Below are 13,298 nucleotides of genomic sequence, written 5' to 3' on the forward strand. Positions count from 1 at the left end.
ACACGTTGGCTAATGTGCGGGCCTGTTCAGGCCTGTTCACTCTGGAGCGTTTCCACACCCACAGAAGGGTGGACCACCAGATGTCCCGACGCCTCCGTCGTCGTCTCCTCCTCCCCCGGCTCTCCCGGCCACCCCGGCCGCCTCGACCCTTCCGCCTCTCCCGGCTGGCCGCCTTCGCCCTGGCCCTCGCGCTCGCCGCCCCCGCCGCCCCGGCGGCCGCGGCGAATCCCCCCGATCCGCCCGCGGATGTCTACAAGCTGCTGGAGGACCCCGAGGTCACCTCGGTCGGCCAGGAGCCCGCCCATGCGCGGCTGACCCCGTACGCCGATACCGCCGGCGCCCTCGACGGCGGCTCCAGAAGCCCCTGGACCGCCTCGCTCGACGGCAGCTGGAAGCTCCATATGTCCGACCGCCCCGAGGAGGTGCCGAAGGACTTCTTCACCGAGGGCTACGACACCTCCAGCAGCGGCTGGCGCAGTGTGAGCGTGCCGCACACCTGGCAGACGGACGGTCTCGACCATCCGGTGTTCCGGAACATCCCCACCGAGATGTATCCGGACGCTCCCCCGAAGGTCCCGCATGACGTCAATCCGACCGGGGCCTACGTCAAGACCTTCGAGCTGCCGAAGAGCTGGGAGAAGCGGCGGACGTTTCTCCGCTTCGAGGGCGTCACCAGCGGCTATCTGCTGTGGGTGAACGGCTCCTACGCCGGCTATGACCAGGGCGGCTACACCCCCGCCGAGTTCGACATCAGCGACCGGCTGCACCCGGGCCGCAACACCGTCGCGCTGCAGGTCCACCGCTGGGGTTCGGGGGCGCATCTGGAGGACTACGACCAGTGGCGGTTCTCGGGCATCTTCCGCTCGGTCGGGCTGTACTCCACCCCGGCCACCCATCTGCGGGACATCACGGTCAAGACCGATCTGGACGCCCGCTACCGCGACGCCCGGCTGACCGCCGAGGTCGACGTGGCCGCCAAGGGCCCGCGGCGCGCCGCGGATGAGCGCAAGGTCCTCGCCACGCTCTACGACCAGCGCGGACGCAAGGTGACAACGATGTCGGGAACGGTGGCCGACGGCAGCGGGTCCACCACCCTCACCGCCGATGTGGCCAATCCGGCCAAGTGGACCGATGAGACGCCGAATCTCTACACCCTCGTCGTCCGGCTCACCGACGCCGACGGCACCGTCACCCACACCACGGCCCAGCCGGTGGGCTTCCGCGAGATCGAGATCAAGGACAGACAGCTCCTCGTCAACGGCGAGCGCGTCCTGATCAAGGGGGTCAACCGCTCCGAGACCGACCCCGGCACCGGCCGCCACGCCACCCGTGAGCGCACCGCCTCGGACGTCTCCTTGATGAAGCGGCTCAACGTCAACTCCGTGCGCACCTCCCACTACCCCTCGGATCCCTACCTCTACGAACAGGCCGACACCCGCGGTCTGTGGATCGACGACGAGGTGGACATCGAGACCCATCACCACGACGCCTGCCCGGACGACTGCCTGGCCGAGCGGCCCGAGTGGCAGGCCGCGTTCATGGACCGCCTCACGGCGATGTACGAACGGGACAAGAACCATCCCAGCGTGCTGATGTGGGACACCGGCAACGAGGCCGGACTGGGGAAGGCCCACTACGCGATGGCCGACTTCCTGGACCGCGAGGACCCGGCCCGGCCGGTCTACCACCAGCCCAACAGCCCGGACGGCGACGCCCCGTTCGCCGATGTGTGGGGCCCGCGCTACCCCTCCCCCTCGGGTCTGGAGGAGAAGGCGAAGGCCACCACCAAGCCCATCATCATGGGTGAGTACGCCCACGCCATGGGCAACTCGCTCGGCAACTTCCGCGAGTTCTGGGATGTCGTACGCAAGTATCCCCAGGTCCAGGGCGGCTACATATGGGACTGGGCGGAGCAGAACATCACCCAGCCCCTGCTGACCACCCCCGACACCTCCGGCAACGACATCCTGTCCTACGTCTCCGGGAAGCCCGAGCTGGTGGCGGGCCACCGGGGCAAGGCGCTCGAGCTGTCCGGTCTCGACGACTTCGTGGAGGTCTACCGCGACCCGAAGCTGGACGCGGTCTCGGACGCGCTCACCCTGGACGCCTGGGTGAAACCCGCCGACTGGACCGGCTCCTTCACCGTGATCGCCAAGGGCGACCACAGCTACGCGCTGAAGATGCGCGACAAGGACACCCTGGAGTTCTTCGTCTACGGGGACGGCGACTGGCACACGGTCGCGGCCGATGTCCCCGACGGCTGGTACGGCTCATGGCATCGCGTCTCGGGCACCTTCGACGGCCGGACGCTCCGGCTGCTCGTCGACGGGAAGCAGACCGCGTCGGCCGACTGGACCGGCACCGTCGGCTCCTCCGCGCAGCCGGTGAACATCGGCCGCAACCCGGAGACCGAGCAGGAGAACATCCGCACCCGGATGGCCCACGGCACCGTCGACCAGGTCCGCGTCTACCACCAGGCGCTGAGCGCCGATCAGCTCGCCGCCGACCCCAGCGCGGACGCGGTGCTCGCGCTCGACTTCGACCGGCTCGACCGGAAGGGGGAGTTCCTGTCCTATGGCGCCGGGACCGGCGGGGTCGACGGGGTGGTCTCCTCCGACCGCACCGTCCAGCCCGAGGCCCGCGCCATGGCGGCGGTCCACGCCCCGATCCGCATCTCGGGTGACGAGGCCCGCGCGGGGCGGATCGAGGTGCGCAACGAGCGGTCCTTCACCGGCACCGACGACCTCCGGCTGCGCTGGCGCATCACCGAGGGCGCCCGCACCCTGGCCCAGGGCAGTCGCGCGCTCGGCCTGGCCGCCGGTGGGCGGACCACCCTCCAGCTGCCGAAGCCGCCCGCCAATCCCCAGGACGCCGACCGGCAGCTGACCGTGGAGGCGGTACGGGCCACGGACACGTCCTGGGCCAAGGCGGGAGACCGGGTGGCCGTCGAGCAGTTCGACATCGGCGGCCGGCAACTCGCGGGCACGGTACCGGCGCGGGCGCCGGGGAAGGTCGAGGCCACCACGTCCGGCGACCGCCTCACGGTCACCGGCGACGGCTTCTCGTACGGCTTCGACCGGGCCAGTGGCGAGCTGGTCTCCATGAAGTCCGGCGGGCGGGAACTGCTCGGCTCCGGCCCCGAGCTGGACGCCTGGCGCGCCCCGCTCAGCAATGAGATCGGCTCCGAGGAGGGGCCCTGGCGCGAGGCGGGCCTGGACCGGCTGCACACCGAGCCGGGCAAGGTCACGGTGGACGAGCGGGACGGCGAGGTCGTCGTCACGGTACCCTCGTCCGCCGCCGCGCCCGGTGTGAAGGACTCCTCGTTCGCCCAGACCCTGCGGTACACCGTCAGCGGCACCGGGGAGCTGCGCCTCGATCACCGCGTCGAGGCCCGGGGCGCGGCGCGCACGGTGCCCTATCTGCCTCGCATCGGGCTCTCGCTCCGGCTGCCCGACCGCTACGACCGGTTCACCTGGTACGGGCGCGGGCCGCAGGAGAACTACACCGACCGCGAGGACGGCGCCCCCGTGGGGGTGTACTCCACGGACGTGGACAAGCAGTTCGCCGGATACACCAGGCCGCAGGACTACGGGAACCACGAGGACGTCCGCTGGGCCTCGCTGTCCGACGGCAGCGGCGGGCTCCTGGTGTCGGGCGACTTCTCGGCCGGGGTGACCCCCTACACCGGGATCGACCGCGCCGCCTATCCGTTCGCCCTCCGCAAGGACCCGGGAGGCAACACCCTGCACCTGGACCACGCGGTGAGCGGGGTGAGCGAGACGTTCCACACCGTGCTGCCCGAATACCAGCTGCGCCCCGCCAAGGAGTACGCCTACACCCTGCGGCTGCGCCCGCTGACCGGCGCCGAGGCCCGCACCGGCACCCCGCACGGCCCGGTGGTCTGCGCCCCCGAGGCCAAGCTCACCGCCGCCGACACCACGGTGGCGGCGGGCGAGTCCACCTCGACCGAGCTGACCGTCACCAACCCCTGCGACACCCCGCTGCGCGAGGTCACGGCGGCCTTCGGCCTGGCCGAGGGGTGGACCGCCGAGCCCGGCACCCTCGACCTCGGCGACCTCGCGGCGGGCCGGACCGCGACCGTACGGACCGAGATCACCCGCGGCGAGGGCACCCCGGACGGCCTGCGGCCCGCCGTCGCCGACGTCCGGGCGACCTCGGCCGGCGGCGCGCGGGTGAGCGGCTCGGCGTCGGCCGAGATCGACGGCACGCCTCCCCCGCCGCGCGGCGACGTGGCGGTGTCCACGCTCGATTTCCTCACCGCGGACAACGGCTGGGGCCCGGTCGAACGCGACCACAGCAACGGCGAGGCCGCCCCCGGCGACGGCACGACCCTGACCGTCGGCGGTACGACCTACGAGCGCGGCCTCGGCACGCACGCCGAGGCGACGGTCGAGGTCTTCCTGGGCGGCAACTGCTCGTCCTTCACGGCCGACACGGGCCTGGACGACGAGGTGGGGGCCGACGGCAGCGTGGTCTTCGAGGTCTACGCCGACGGCGAGCGGGTGTACCGGGGTGAGACGGTGCGCGGCCCGGACGCGGCCGTACCGGTGAAGGCCGACATCGAGGGCGCGCAGCGGCTCCGGCTGCGGGTCACCGACGGCGGCGACGGCAACGCGCATGACCACGCCGACTGGGGAGCGGCCACGGTGCGCTGCGGAACGGGAGGAACGGGGTGACCTGACGGCGGACGGCCGCGGGCCCCGGTCACGCACGCCCGGGGCCCGCGCCGTCCGTCCGGTCCCCGGGGCCCTCACCAGGCGTCCGGTCACCGCCGGGGCCCGCACCGTCCGTCCCCTGGAGCAGTTCCTCGAGCCGGTCCAGGAAGACCCGCTGCTTGGTCACGATCTTCCGGCGGGCCTCGTCGGGGCCGAACCAGGCGACCCGGTCGATCTCGGGGAACTCCCGCATCCGGCCGGACCCCTTCGGCCACTCCATGGTGAACGTGCCGGGTGTGATCCGCTCCGGGTCCAGATCGCCCGCGAGCGCCCAGACGGTGACCTCCTTGCCCCCGGTCTGCGTCACGGAGCCGAGCGGAATCGGCTCGCCGCCGGGCGGGGGCACGCCGAGCTCCTCCTCGAACTCCCGGCGGGCGGCGGCCTCCGGGGTCTCGTCCTCGTCGTACTCCCCCTTGGGCACGCTCCAGGCGCCCGCGTCCTTGGCGGCCCAGAACGGGCCTCCCATATGGGCGAGCAGTACCTCGACGGCCGGGCCCGCACCGCGGTACAGCAGGAGTCCGGCGCTGCGCTTACGCGTCACAGCGACCAGTGTGCGCCCACCCCGCCGGGGTGGTGTGCCGGGCTCGCCGGGTCAGACCTCGCGGGCGCCAGGTCAGCCCTTGCGGGCGTAGCCGAGGTAGGTGACCAGCGGCCGGGCGTCGGGGGCCAGGACGAAGTCGACGATCGGCGGGATCTGCTCATCGCTGATCTGCCCCTTGCGGCGCGCCATGGTGGCCTTGACCAGGCTGCGCGGGTCCTTGGGCTTGAAGTCGCAGATGTCCTCGTTGCGCAGCCCCTGCCGGTCCAGGGCGGCGGTCAGTTCGGCGGGGGTGCGCAGCCGGGCCGCCGTGTAGCGGCCGGCCGGCATGATCCGGGTCATCGGGACGCGCTGGAAGGCGCCGAGGTAGATCAGCCGGGAGAGAAAGGTGCGGTTGACGGTGTCGTAGATGAGCACACCGCCGGGCCGCAGCACCCGGGCGGCCTCCGCGAGCACCCGGTCGAGATCCGAGGTGATCTCGAAGGTGTCCGCGTAGTAGGCGAGGTCGAACGCCCCGTCGGCGAGGCCGAGTTGCTCGGCGGGCGCGGTGCGGTACTCGATCCCGGGGTGCTCTCCCCCGCCCGCCTCGCGCGCCATCTCGGTCGCGGTGGCGGAGGGGTCGACGGCGACGACGTCGAAGCCGAGCCCGGCCAGTCCGCGGGCCAGCAGCCCGCGGCCGCTGCCCACGACCACGGCGCGGCTGCCGGACGCGGAGAGTTCCGCGCTCTTGAGCGTGGTGCGGACGTACTCCAGGCGGCTGTCCTGGAAGGTGACGGCCCGGATCTGTCGGCCGTCGACGGCCTCCGGCGACCGTGAGTCCAGTTCGATGTGCGGGGCGGCGGCCATCGTCTTCTCCCTCACGGGTGCGCGGATTCGCGGATTCACCGGTGCCTGGGGCGGGCCGGACGGGCTCGCCCGGTTCCCCGAGGAAACCTAACATCCTCAAGTTCCCTCAGGGAACTCGGCTAGGGTTGTGTCATGACCCGTACTCCGCTCGCCGATGTGGCCTGCTCGATCGCCCGCGCCACCGATCTGTTCGGCGACGCCTGGACGGCGCTGATCATGCGAGATGTGCTCACCGGGGTCACCCGCTTCGACGATCTCGCCCATGACCTGGGCATATCGCGGAAGGTCCTGGCCGCCCGGCTGTCCCGGCTGGTCGAGGAGGGGGTGCTGATCCGGGAGCGATACCAGGAGCGGCCGCCGCGTGAGCACTATCGCGCCACCGCGAAGGGCGAGGAGCTCTATCCGGTGCTGCTCGCCCTGATGGACTGGGGCGACCGCTGGTACGCGGGCCCCGCCGGGCCGCCGGCCCGGATCCGCCATCTCGGCTGCGGACAGGACACCACGCCGGTGTCCGCGTGCGCCCACTGCGGGGAGCCCCTGACGGTCGGCAACACCACCCAGCTCCCGGGCCCCGGCGGGCGCACCGGGCCCGGCACCCGGGTGCTCGGGCCGCTGCTCGCCGCGCGGGAGGACGCCCCGGAGACCGGGCACCCGGCGACGGTTTGAGCGAACGGCACGGGGCACTCGGCACAGCAGCCGGGCATCCGACCACGAGGAGCGCCGACCATGCGCTACGAAGAACTGACGGGCCTGGTCCAGGCCCGGGCCCAGCTCCCCGACCGGCAGTCGGCCGAGCGGGCGATACGGGCGACGCTCGAGACCCTCGCCGAGCGCATCCCGGGCGGACTGGCGGACCATATGGCGGCACAGCTGCCGCGGGAGGCGGGCGAGCCCCTGCGCCGGGTCGCCGCCGCACACGAGGGCTCACCCGAGGAGCGGGCGCACCGGCGGGACCACGGCGAGCGGTTCGACCTCACCGGTTTCGCGGGCCGGGTCGCCTGGCGCACCGAGCACACCGAGGAGGAGGCGCTGCGCGAGGCGGCCGCCTTCTTCGAGGTGCTGGACTCGGCCGTGGACCCGGAGCTGATGGAGAAGCTCTACGGCGTGCTGCCGAGCGACATCCGGGAGCTGCTGCCGGAGGCACGGGCCGAGCAGGACGCGCCTCGCTCCGAGCGGGGCCGGCGACCGGACCCCCAGGGCCCGCGGGAGCGGTAGGAGCGCGGTTCACTTCGACTGCCCCGGGTGGTCGGGATGACCGTGGCGCGGCGGCGGGCTCGGCTCGGCCGCCGTCTGCGGGGTCACCGGCGATCCGCCCTGCGGCGGAGAGGGCCGCTCGGGGAGCGGCTCGGCATCCGGCTCACCGGGCGAGGGGGTGGCGCCGCCCTCCAGCTGGTGCAGGCGCGCCGTCACCACCTCGATGACCGGAAGGCGGTTGGCATGGGAGCGCTCGTACTCCAGCAGCTGCCGCAGCTGCTCCTCGGTGAGGGCGCGGATGCGGTGCTGCAGGGCACTGAGCGGAAGATGGTCGTAGTCGGCGAGCGGCAGGTCGTCGTGGGTGCTCATCCGTTCTCCTCCCGGGCCCGCCGGGTGCGCATGCGGTTGGCCTTGCGGATGGCGTCCAGCAGCTCCGGCCGGCTCATCCGCGAGCGACCCTCGATGCCCAGCCGCTGTGCCACGTCATAGAGGTGCTGTTTGGTGGCCCGCTCGTCGACGCCCTCGCCGGTACGGCCACCGAGCTGCCGTGGCCGTGCGGACCGCGGATCGGAGGGGCCCTTGCGCCCCTTCTCCTTGCGTTCCCAGTGGTCGCCGATCTTCTCGTACTTGTGCTTCAGGGCCCCGTAGGCCACCCGGTGGGCCCGCTCGCCCTCGCCGTACTGCTCGACGGCCGAGTCATGGGCCTTGATCCAGGTGCGCCGCGCGTCCTCCGGGGAGCGCTCCAGGGTCGACGGAAGCTCTTCCCGTCCCGGCATGGCCGATCACCTCCACTGCTGAGCGCCGAGCGGGTACCCGCGCACATGCGGCGAAAACGACATAGCGGATGAAAGGCGGCCGGAAGGGCTGCCGCCCCGGCGTGCACAACGGGGGGAGCACCGCGGGGCGGCAGCGACCGAGCCGGGAGGACTCGGCCGAGCCGCGGGGGCGTGGGATGTTCCCGGCGGCTCATCGGGGTCTACGGACCCCATCGGTGCCCCGTTCACCTTTTGTCCGATGGTGAGCACCCGCTGGCGAGCACCCGCCGCTCGAGCACCGGCCACGCCCCCCGTGATCGTCTGTCAGGCTGTCCCCATGCCGACCACCACCGTCTCCGAACTCGTCGACGAACTGCTCTCCGGGACCCGCCCGCTGCCGATCATCTCCGCGGGCGTCCCCGTCCTCCGGCAGCCGGCCCTGCCGTACGAGGGCCAGCTGGCCGCGGACCAGCTGGACCGGCTGCTGGCGGCGATGCGGGAGACGATGCACTCCGCGCCCGGAGTGGGGCTCGCCGCCCCGCAGATCGGTGTGCCGCTGCGGCTCGCGGTGATCGAGGACCCGGCGGAGGTGGCGGACGAGGTACGTCAGGTGCGCGGCCGGGTGCCCCAGCCGTACCGGGTGCTGGTCAACCCCGCCTACGAACCGGTCGGTGACGGCCGGGCGGCGTTCTTCGAGGGGTGCCTGAGCATCCCCGGCTGGCAGGCCGTGGTCAGCCGCCCGGACCGGATCCGGCTGCGCGGGCAGGACGAGACGGGGCGGGAGCTGGACGAGGAGTTCACCGGCTGGCCCGCGCGGATCGTCCAGCACGAGACCGACCATCTGGACGGCGTCCTCTATCTGGATCTGGCCGAAACTCGTTCCCTGTCCTCGGCCCAGGCCGTCAGCGACTACTGGTCCCAGCCCACCCCCGCCACCGCCGCCCACTCACTGGGCTTCCCGCTCCGGACCACCACGGGCACCGATGACAACGGCGGCACCGTCGCTACCGCTCCGTAACCACGCGCCGACCAGCGGCATGTGTTCGTCATCGACTGGCAGTCGCCGAATCACCACACGGACACTGTGACGTACGTCGCCACGGCAAGACTGGTGAACGCCCGCAGTGCGCGCCGCCTCAGCGCACCGCACGGCGAGTGAGGCGTTTCTTTCCGCTCTTCCCCAGTCCCCACCGCTCCTGACTTCCCTTGAACGGAGAACAGGAATGTCCGTGCTCACGACGTCCTCGACGACGGCGCCCACCAGCTCGTACGTCACCTCGATCGCCCACACCCAGGAGCAGATCCACGCCGCGCAGCGGCTGCGCTACCAGGTGTTCGGCGAGGAGAGGGGCGGCCGGCTGGACGCCGCGGTCGACGGCCGCGACGTGGACGAGTTCGACGAGGTCATGGACCATCTGATCGTCACGGACACGGCGACGGGCACCGTGGTCGGCACCTACCGGCTGCTTCCCCCCGGGCGCAGCGAGCGGCTCTACTCGGACACCGAGTTCGATCTGCGCGGCCTTCCGACCGAGGTCCGCTCGTCCATGGTCGAGACCGGCCGGGCCTGTGTCCACGCCGATCACCGCACGGGCGCGGTCATCAACCTCATGTGGGCCGGCCTGGCCCGCTATGTGCTGCTGTCCGGGCATCGCTACCTCGCGGGTTGTGCCTCGGTTCCGCTCGCCGAGGGCGAGGGGGCGGCCGCCAACGCCTGGCTGCTGGGCACCACCAAGCACGCCGCCCCGGCCGAGATGCGGGTCCACCCGCTCGACCCGTGGATACCCTCGCGGCCGCTGGACGGCGAGCCCAGCTACGCGGACCTGCCGCCGCTGCTCCGCGGCTATCTGCGGGTCGGCGCCTGGATGTGCGGCTCCCCGCAGCACGACCGGGCCTTCAACGACGCCGACTTCTTCGTGCTGCTGGACACCGAGCGGATGAACGACCGCTACCGCCGCTACTTCCTGGGTGAATCCCAGTGACCGACGCGGCCGCGATGAGTCTGCCCGAGCACGCCTGGGCTGGCTGGTCCCCGTGCACTCCCGGCTGTGTCACCCACGCCGCCGACCGCGTCCCGGCCTCCCGGGGCGCCCGGCGGGCCGCGGTCTTCGTCCGGGCGGTGATGGGCGCGATGGTCTCCGGCCGGCGGATCGCCGAGCCCGAGACGTTGCGGGCGCGGGCGGCGACACTGCTGGACTCCCTCGGCATCCGGCTGGAGGTGACGGGCGACAGCACGCTGAGCGCGCCCGGCGGCACCGGCACGCTCGTCGTGGCGAACCACATCTCCTGGCTGGACATCCTCGCGCTGCTCGCGGTGGAGCCCGTGGTGATGCTGGCCAAGCGGGAGATCGCGGGCTGGCCGCTGATCGGCTCGCTGGCCACCCGCGCGGGCACGATGTACATCGACCGCGGTTCGCTGCGCGAACTCCCCGACACCGTACGGGAGATGGCGGCCCGGCTGCGTGACGGCCAGTCGGTGATGGCCTTTCCCCAGGGCATCACCTGGTGTTCGGGCACGGGCGGCAGCTTCCGGCGGGCCACCTTCCAGGCCGCGCTGGACGCGGGCGCGCCGGTGCGCCCGGTGACGCTGGAGTACGTCCAGCACGGCGTCCCGACCACGGTGGCCGCCTTCGTCGGCGAGGACGACTTCGGCGGCTCGCTGCGCCGGGTGCTGCGCGCCGACGGGCTCACGGTGCGGGTGGCCGTGCACCGTGTGCTGCGGCCGATGCGGGACGTCGACGACCGCCGCAGGGTCGCGGCACAGGCCCAGGCGACCGTCTGCGGGGCGCGGTTGCCCCTGCATCAGGAGATCCCCGCCCTCGAACTGGCACGCTGAGCCCGTCCGCTGCGGGCCCGCCGTACACCGGAGGCCGCGTCCCGGGCGCTCCCTCCGTAAACCGGACGCCGCGTCCCGGGCGCTCCGTCCCGTGCACGGATGGAGCGCCCGGGGCGGTGCTCAGCTCTCCGTCCGCCGGTCCTTGACCCGGCGGATCTTGCCCACGGAGCGCTCCAGCGTCTCCGGGTCCACGACCTCCACCTCGACCGTGAGCCCCACCCCGTCCTTCACTCCCCGCGCGATCGCCGCCGCGGCGGCCACGCGCTGCTCGGGACCGGCGCCGGGGCGGGCCTCGATCCGCACCGTCATATGGTCCATCCGGCCGCGCCGGGTCAGCTCGAGCTGGAAGTGCGGGGCCACCGCCGGGACCCGCAGCACGATCTCCTCGACCTGGCTGGGGAAGACATTGACCCCGCGCACGATGAGCATGTCGTCACAGCGGCCGGTGATCTTCTGGATGCGCCGGAAGGCGGGGCGGGCGGTGCCGGGCAGCAGCCGGGTCAGATCGCGGGTGCGGTAGCGGATGACGGGGAGCGCCTCCTTGGTGAGGGTGGTGAAGGTCAGCTCCCCCTCCTCACCGCCGGGCAGCACCGTGTCGCCGAGCGGGTCGACGATCTCCGGGTAGAAGTGGTCCTCCCAGACGTGCAGCCCGTCCTTGGTCTCCACGCACTCCTGGGCCACCCCGGGGCCGATCACCTCCGAGAGCCCGTATATGTCCACCGCGTGGATGTCCATGCGCTCCTCGATCTCCCGGCGCATCTCCTCCGTCCAGGGTTCGGCGCCGAAGATGCCGACCTGGAGGGAGGTGGAGCGGGGATCGACGCCCTGCCGCTCGAACTCGTCGAGGAGCGTCAGCAGATAGGACGGCGTGATCATGATGATCTCGGGCCCGAGGTCCTGGATGAGCCGCACCTGCCGGGCGGTCATGCCCCCGGAGGCGGGGATGACGGTGCAGCCGAGCCGCTCGGCGCCGTAGTGGGCGCCGAGGCCGCCGGTGAACAGCCCGTAGCCGTAGGAGATGTGCACCTTGTGGCCGGGCCGGCCGCCGGCCGCGCGGATCGAGCGGGCGATCACCTCCGCCCAGACCGCCAGGTCGCGCTCGGTGTAGCCGACGAGGGTGGGACGGCCGGTGGTGCCGCTGGAGGCGTGGAGCCGCCGCACCTCGCTCTGCTCGACGCCGAACATCCCGAAGGGGTACGTGTCGCGCAGATCGTCCTTGGTGGTGAAGGGGAACCGGGCCAGGTCCTCCAGGGTGCGGCAGTCCTCGGGGCCGACCCCGGCCGCGCGGAACTTCTTGCGGTACAGCTCGACATGGTCGTACGCATGGCGCAAGGTGGCGCGCAGCCGGGTGAGCTGGAGCGCTTTCAGCTCCTCGGGGCTCATCCGCTCGGCGTCATCGAGCGGAGCCACGCTCAGGGATTCCGCCATGGGCCGTCCACCACCTCCGCTTGCCGACCGAACATTCGGTCACCGTTCGGGCGCGGTCCAGTAATCCAGCATCCGACCTGGCTGTCAAGGGTCGGGACGGCCCGGCCGCGCTGTTCCGCACCCGGCCGGACGCGGAAGGGCGCGGAAGGGCGCGGAAGGATGCGGAAGGATGCGAGGGGGTGAACGATCGGCGCGGCCCCTCCGTATCCGTAGATGCGATGGACGCAGCCGCGACCGGATCCGATGCGAGAGGGCCTTTCATGTACGACGCCGCCGACGCCGACGCTCCGCACCCGTTCCGGCCCGCCGGCCGCCCCCCGCGCCGCCACGGTCCGCGCGCGGTGGCGGTCGCGGCTGCGGTCGCGGCGGCGGTGGGCGCGCTGCTGACCGTCGCCGGATGCGGCGGCGGGGACGGTAAGGCGGACGCCAAAGCGGAGACCGGGGGGAACGCCGCCCAGCCGAGCGCGAGCCCCGCGCCCAAGGCCGCGCGGGTGGAGCGGCTCGCCTCGGCCGCCGGTTGCACGCCGCAGTTCACCACCAAGGTGGACGACTACCGCCAGGCCGTGTGCAAGACCGCCAAGGGCAAGTTCGTCTTCCTCGACTTCGTCACCGCCAAGGGGCAGCGCGACTGGCTGGAGACCGCGCAGATGTACGGCGGGGTCTACCTGGTCGGCAACCGCTGGGTGCTGTCGTCCTCGCCCCGGAAGAACATGGAGACGCTCCGGGAGGAGTTCGGCGGCACCATCGAGGAGGGCACCTCCTACGGGGGCGCCTCCCGCGGCCCTCGGTGATCACTCGCCCATCGCCCATCGCTCGCCGCCGATCCCGTGTCCGGCGGCTCTTTCCCCTCCCCGCCCCTTCCCGAACCGAGGGCTCCGCCCCCGGACCCCGGGGCCAGCGGCGAATGCGCATACCGATCCCGCGGGAAGGGGCGAAGCCCCGGTCGGAGGTCTGGGGCCGCAGCC

At 72.6% G+C, this 13,298-nt stretch carries 12 protein-coding genes; 7 read left to right on the top strand and 5 right to left on the bottom strand.

Annotated features, from left to right (window positions below):
• The first annotated feature begins 80 nt into the window (after positions 1 to 80).
• Positions 81 to 4,697 (top strand): glycoside hydrolase family 2 TIM barrel-domain containing protein, encoded by a 4,617-nt coding sequence (locus J8403_RS05715; RefSeq protein WP_211122180.1) that lies wholly within the window; start codon positions 81 to 83, stop codon positions 4,695 to 4,697.
• 28 nt (positions 4,698 to 4,725) lie between these two features.
• Here J8403_RS05715 and J8403_RS05720 read toward each other — a convergent pair whose 3' ends face one another.
• Both J8403_RS05720 and J8403_RS05725 read right to left on the bottom strand, forming a co-directional pair.
• Positions 4,726 to 5,277: an NUDIX hydrolase gene (locus J8403_RS05720; protein WP_246585707.1), complete on the bottom strand. Its 552-nt coding sequence runs from the start codon at positions 5,275 to 5,277 to the stop codon at positions 4,726 to 4,728.
• A gap of 72 nt (positions 5,278 to 5,349) precedes the next feature.
• Positions 5,350 to 6,120 carry a class I SAM-dependent methyltransferase gene (locus tag J8403_RS05725; protein ID WP_211122181.1) on the bottom strand — a complete coding sequence of 257 codons (771 nt, stop codon included), beginning with the start codon at positions 6,118 to 6,120 and terminating at the stop codon, positions 5,350 to 5,352.
• A gap of 132 nt (positions 6,121 to 6,252) precedes the next feature.
• Here J8403_RS05725 and J8403_RS05730 point away from each other — a divergent pair, with 132 nt between their 5' ends.
• Both J8403_RS05730 and J8403_RS05735 read left to right on the top strand, forming a co-directional pair.
• On the top strand, positions 6,253 to 6,786 hold the full coding sequence (locus J8403_RS05730; RefSeq protein ID WP_211122182.1) for a winged helix-turn-helix transcriptional regulator: 534 nt from the start codon (positions 6,253 to 6,255) through the stop codon (positions 6,784 to 6,786).
• A 60-nt stretch (positions 6,787 to 6,846) separates the two neighbouring features.
• On the top strand, positions 6,847 to 7,335 hold the full coding sequence (locus tag J8403_RS05735) for a DUF2267 domain-containing protein (RefSeq protein ID WP_211122183.1): 489 nt from the start codon (positions 6,847 to 6,849) through the stop codon (positions 7,333 to 7,335).
• A 9-nt stretch (positions 7,336 to 7,344) separates the two neighbouring features.
• On the opposite strand, the gene J8403_RS05740 is transcribed toward J8403_RS05735, so the two are convergent.
• Both J8403_RS05740 and J8403_RS05745 read right to left on the bottom strand, forming a co-directional pair.
• Positions 7,345 to 7,683, bottom strand: a complete 339-nt coding sequence (locus J8403_RS05740) for a DUF8129 domain-containing protein (protein ID WP_211122184.1) — start codon at positions 7,681 to 7,683, stop codon at positions 7,345 to 7,347.
• The gene (locus tag J8403_RS05745) at positions 7,680 to 8,090 is read right to left on the bottom strand and encodes a ChaB family protein (RefSeq protein ID WP_211122185.1); all 411 of its coding nucleotides are present in this window, start codon (positions 8,088 to 8,090) and stop codon (positions 7,680 to 7,682) included. Before J8403_RS05745 ends, J8403_RS05740 begins: the two co-directional genes overlap by 4 nt.
• A 316-nt stretch (positions 8,091 to 8,406) precedes the next feature.
• On the opposite strand from J8403_RS05745, the gene def reads away from it, so the two are divergent.
• The 3 genes from def to J8403_RS05760 all read left to right on the top strand — a co-directional run bounded on the left by def (position 8,407) and on the right by J8403_RS05760 (position 10,905).
• Positions 8,407 to 9,087 (top strand): peptide deformylase, encoded by a 681-nt coding sequence (gene def, locus J8403_RS05750; RefSeq protein WP_211122186.1) that lies wholly within the window; start codon positions 8,407 to 8,409, stop codon positions 9,085 to 9,087.
• Positions 9,088 to 9,292: 205 nt separating this feature from the next.
• Entirely contained in the window at positions 9,293 to 10,051 is a 759-nt protein-coding gene (locus J8403_RS05755; protein ID WP_093466921.1) for a GNAT family N-acetyltransferase, read from the top strand.
• Positions 10,048 to 10,905 carry a lysophospholipid acyltransferase family protein gene (locus tag J8403_RS05760; RefSeq protein WP_211122187.1) on the top strand — a complete coding sequence of 286 codons (858 nt, stop codon included), beginning with the start codon at positions 10,048 to 10,050 and terminating at the stop codon, positions 10,903 to 10,905. The genes J8403_RS05755 and J8403_RS05760 overlap by 4 nt, the downstream gene beginning before the upstream one ends.
• A gap of 120 nt (positions 10,906 to 11,025) precedes the next feature.
• On the opposite strand, the gene paaK is transcribed toward J8403_RS05760, so the two are convergent.
• A complete protein-coding gene (gene paaK, locus J8403_RS05765) occupies positions 11,026 to 12,333 on the bottom strand; it encodes a phenylacetate--CoA ligase PaaK (protein ID WP_211122188.1) in 1,308 nt (435 codons plus the stop codon).
• A gap of 260 nt (positions 12,334 to 12,593) precedes the next feature.
• Here paaK and J8403_RS05770 point away from each other — a divergent pair, with 260 nt between their 5' ends.
• The gene (locus J8403_RS05770; protein WP_246585708.1) at positions 12,594 to 13,124 is read left to right on the top strand and encodes a hypothetical protein; all 531 of its coding nucleotides are present in this window, start codon (positions 12,594 to 12,596) and stop codon (positions 13,122 to 13,124) included.
• The last annotated feature ends 174 nt before the right edge of the window (positions 13,125 to 13,298 follow it).

The sequence above is a fragment of the Streptomyces yatensis genome, from assembly GCF_018069625.1.
Lineage (GTDB): Bacteria > Actinomycetota > Actinomycetes > Streptomycetales > Streptomycetaceae > Streptomyces > Streptomyces yatensis.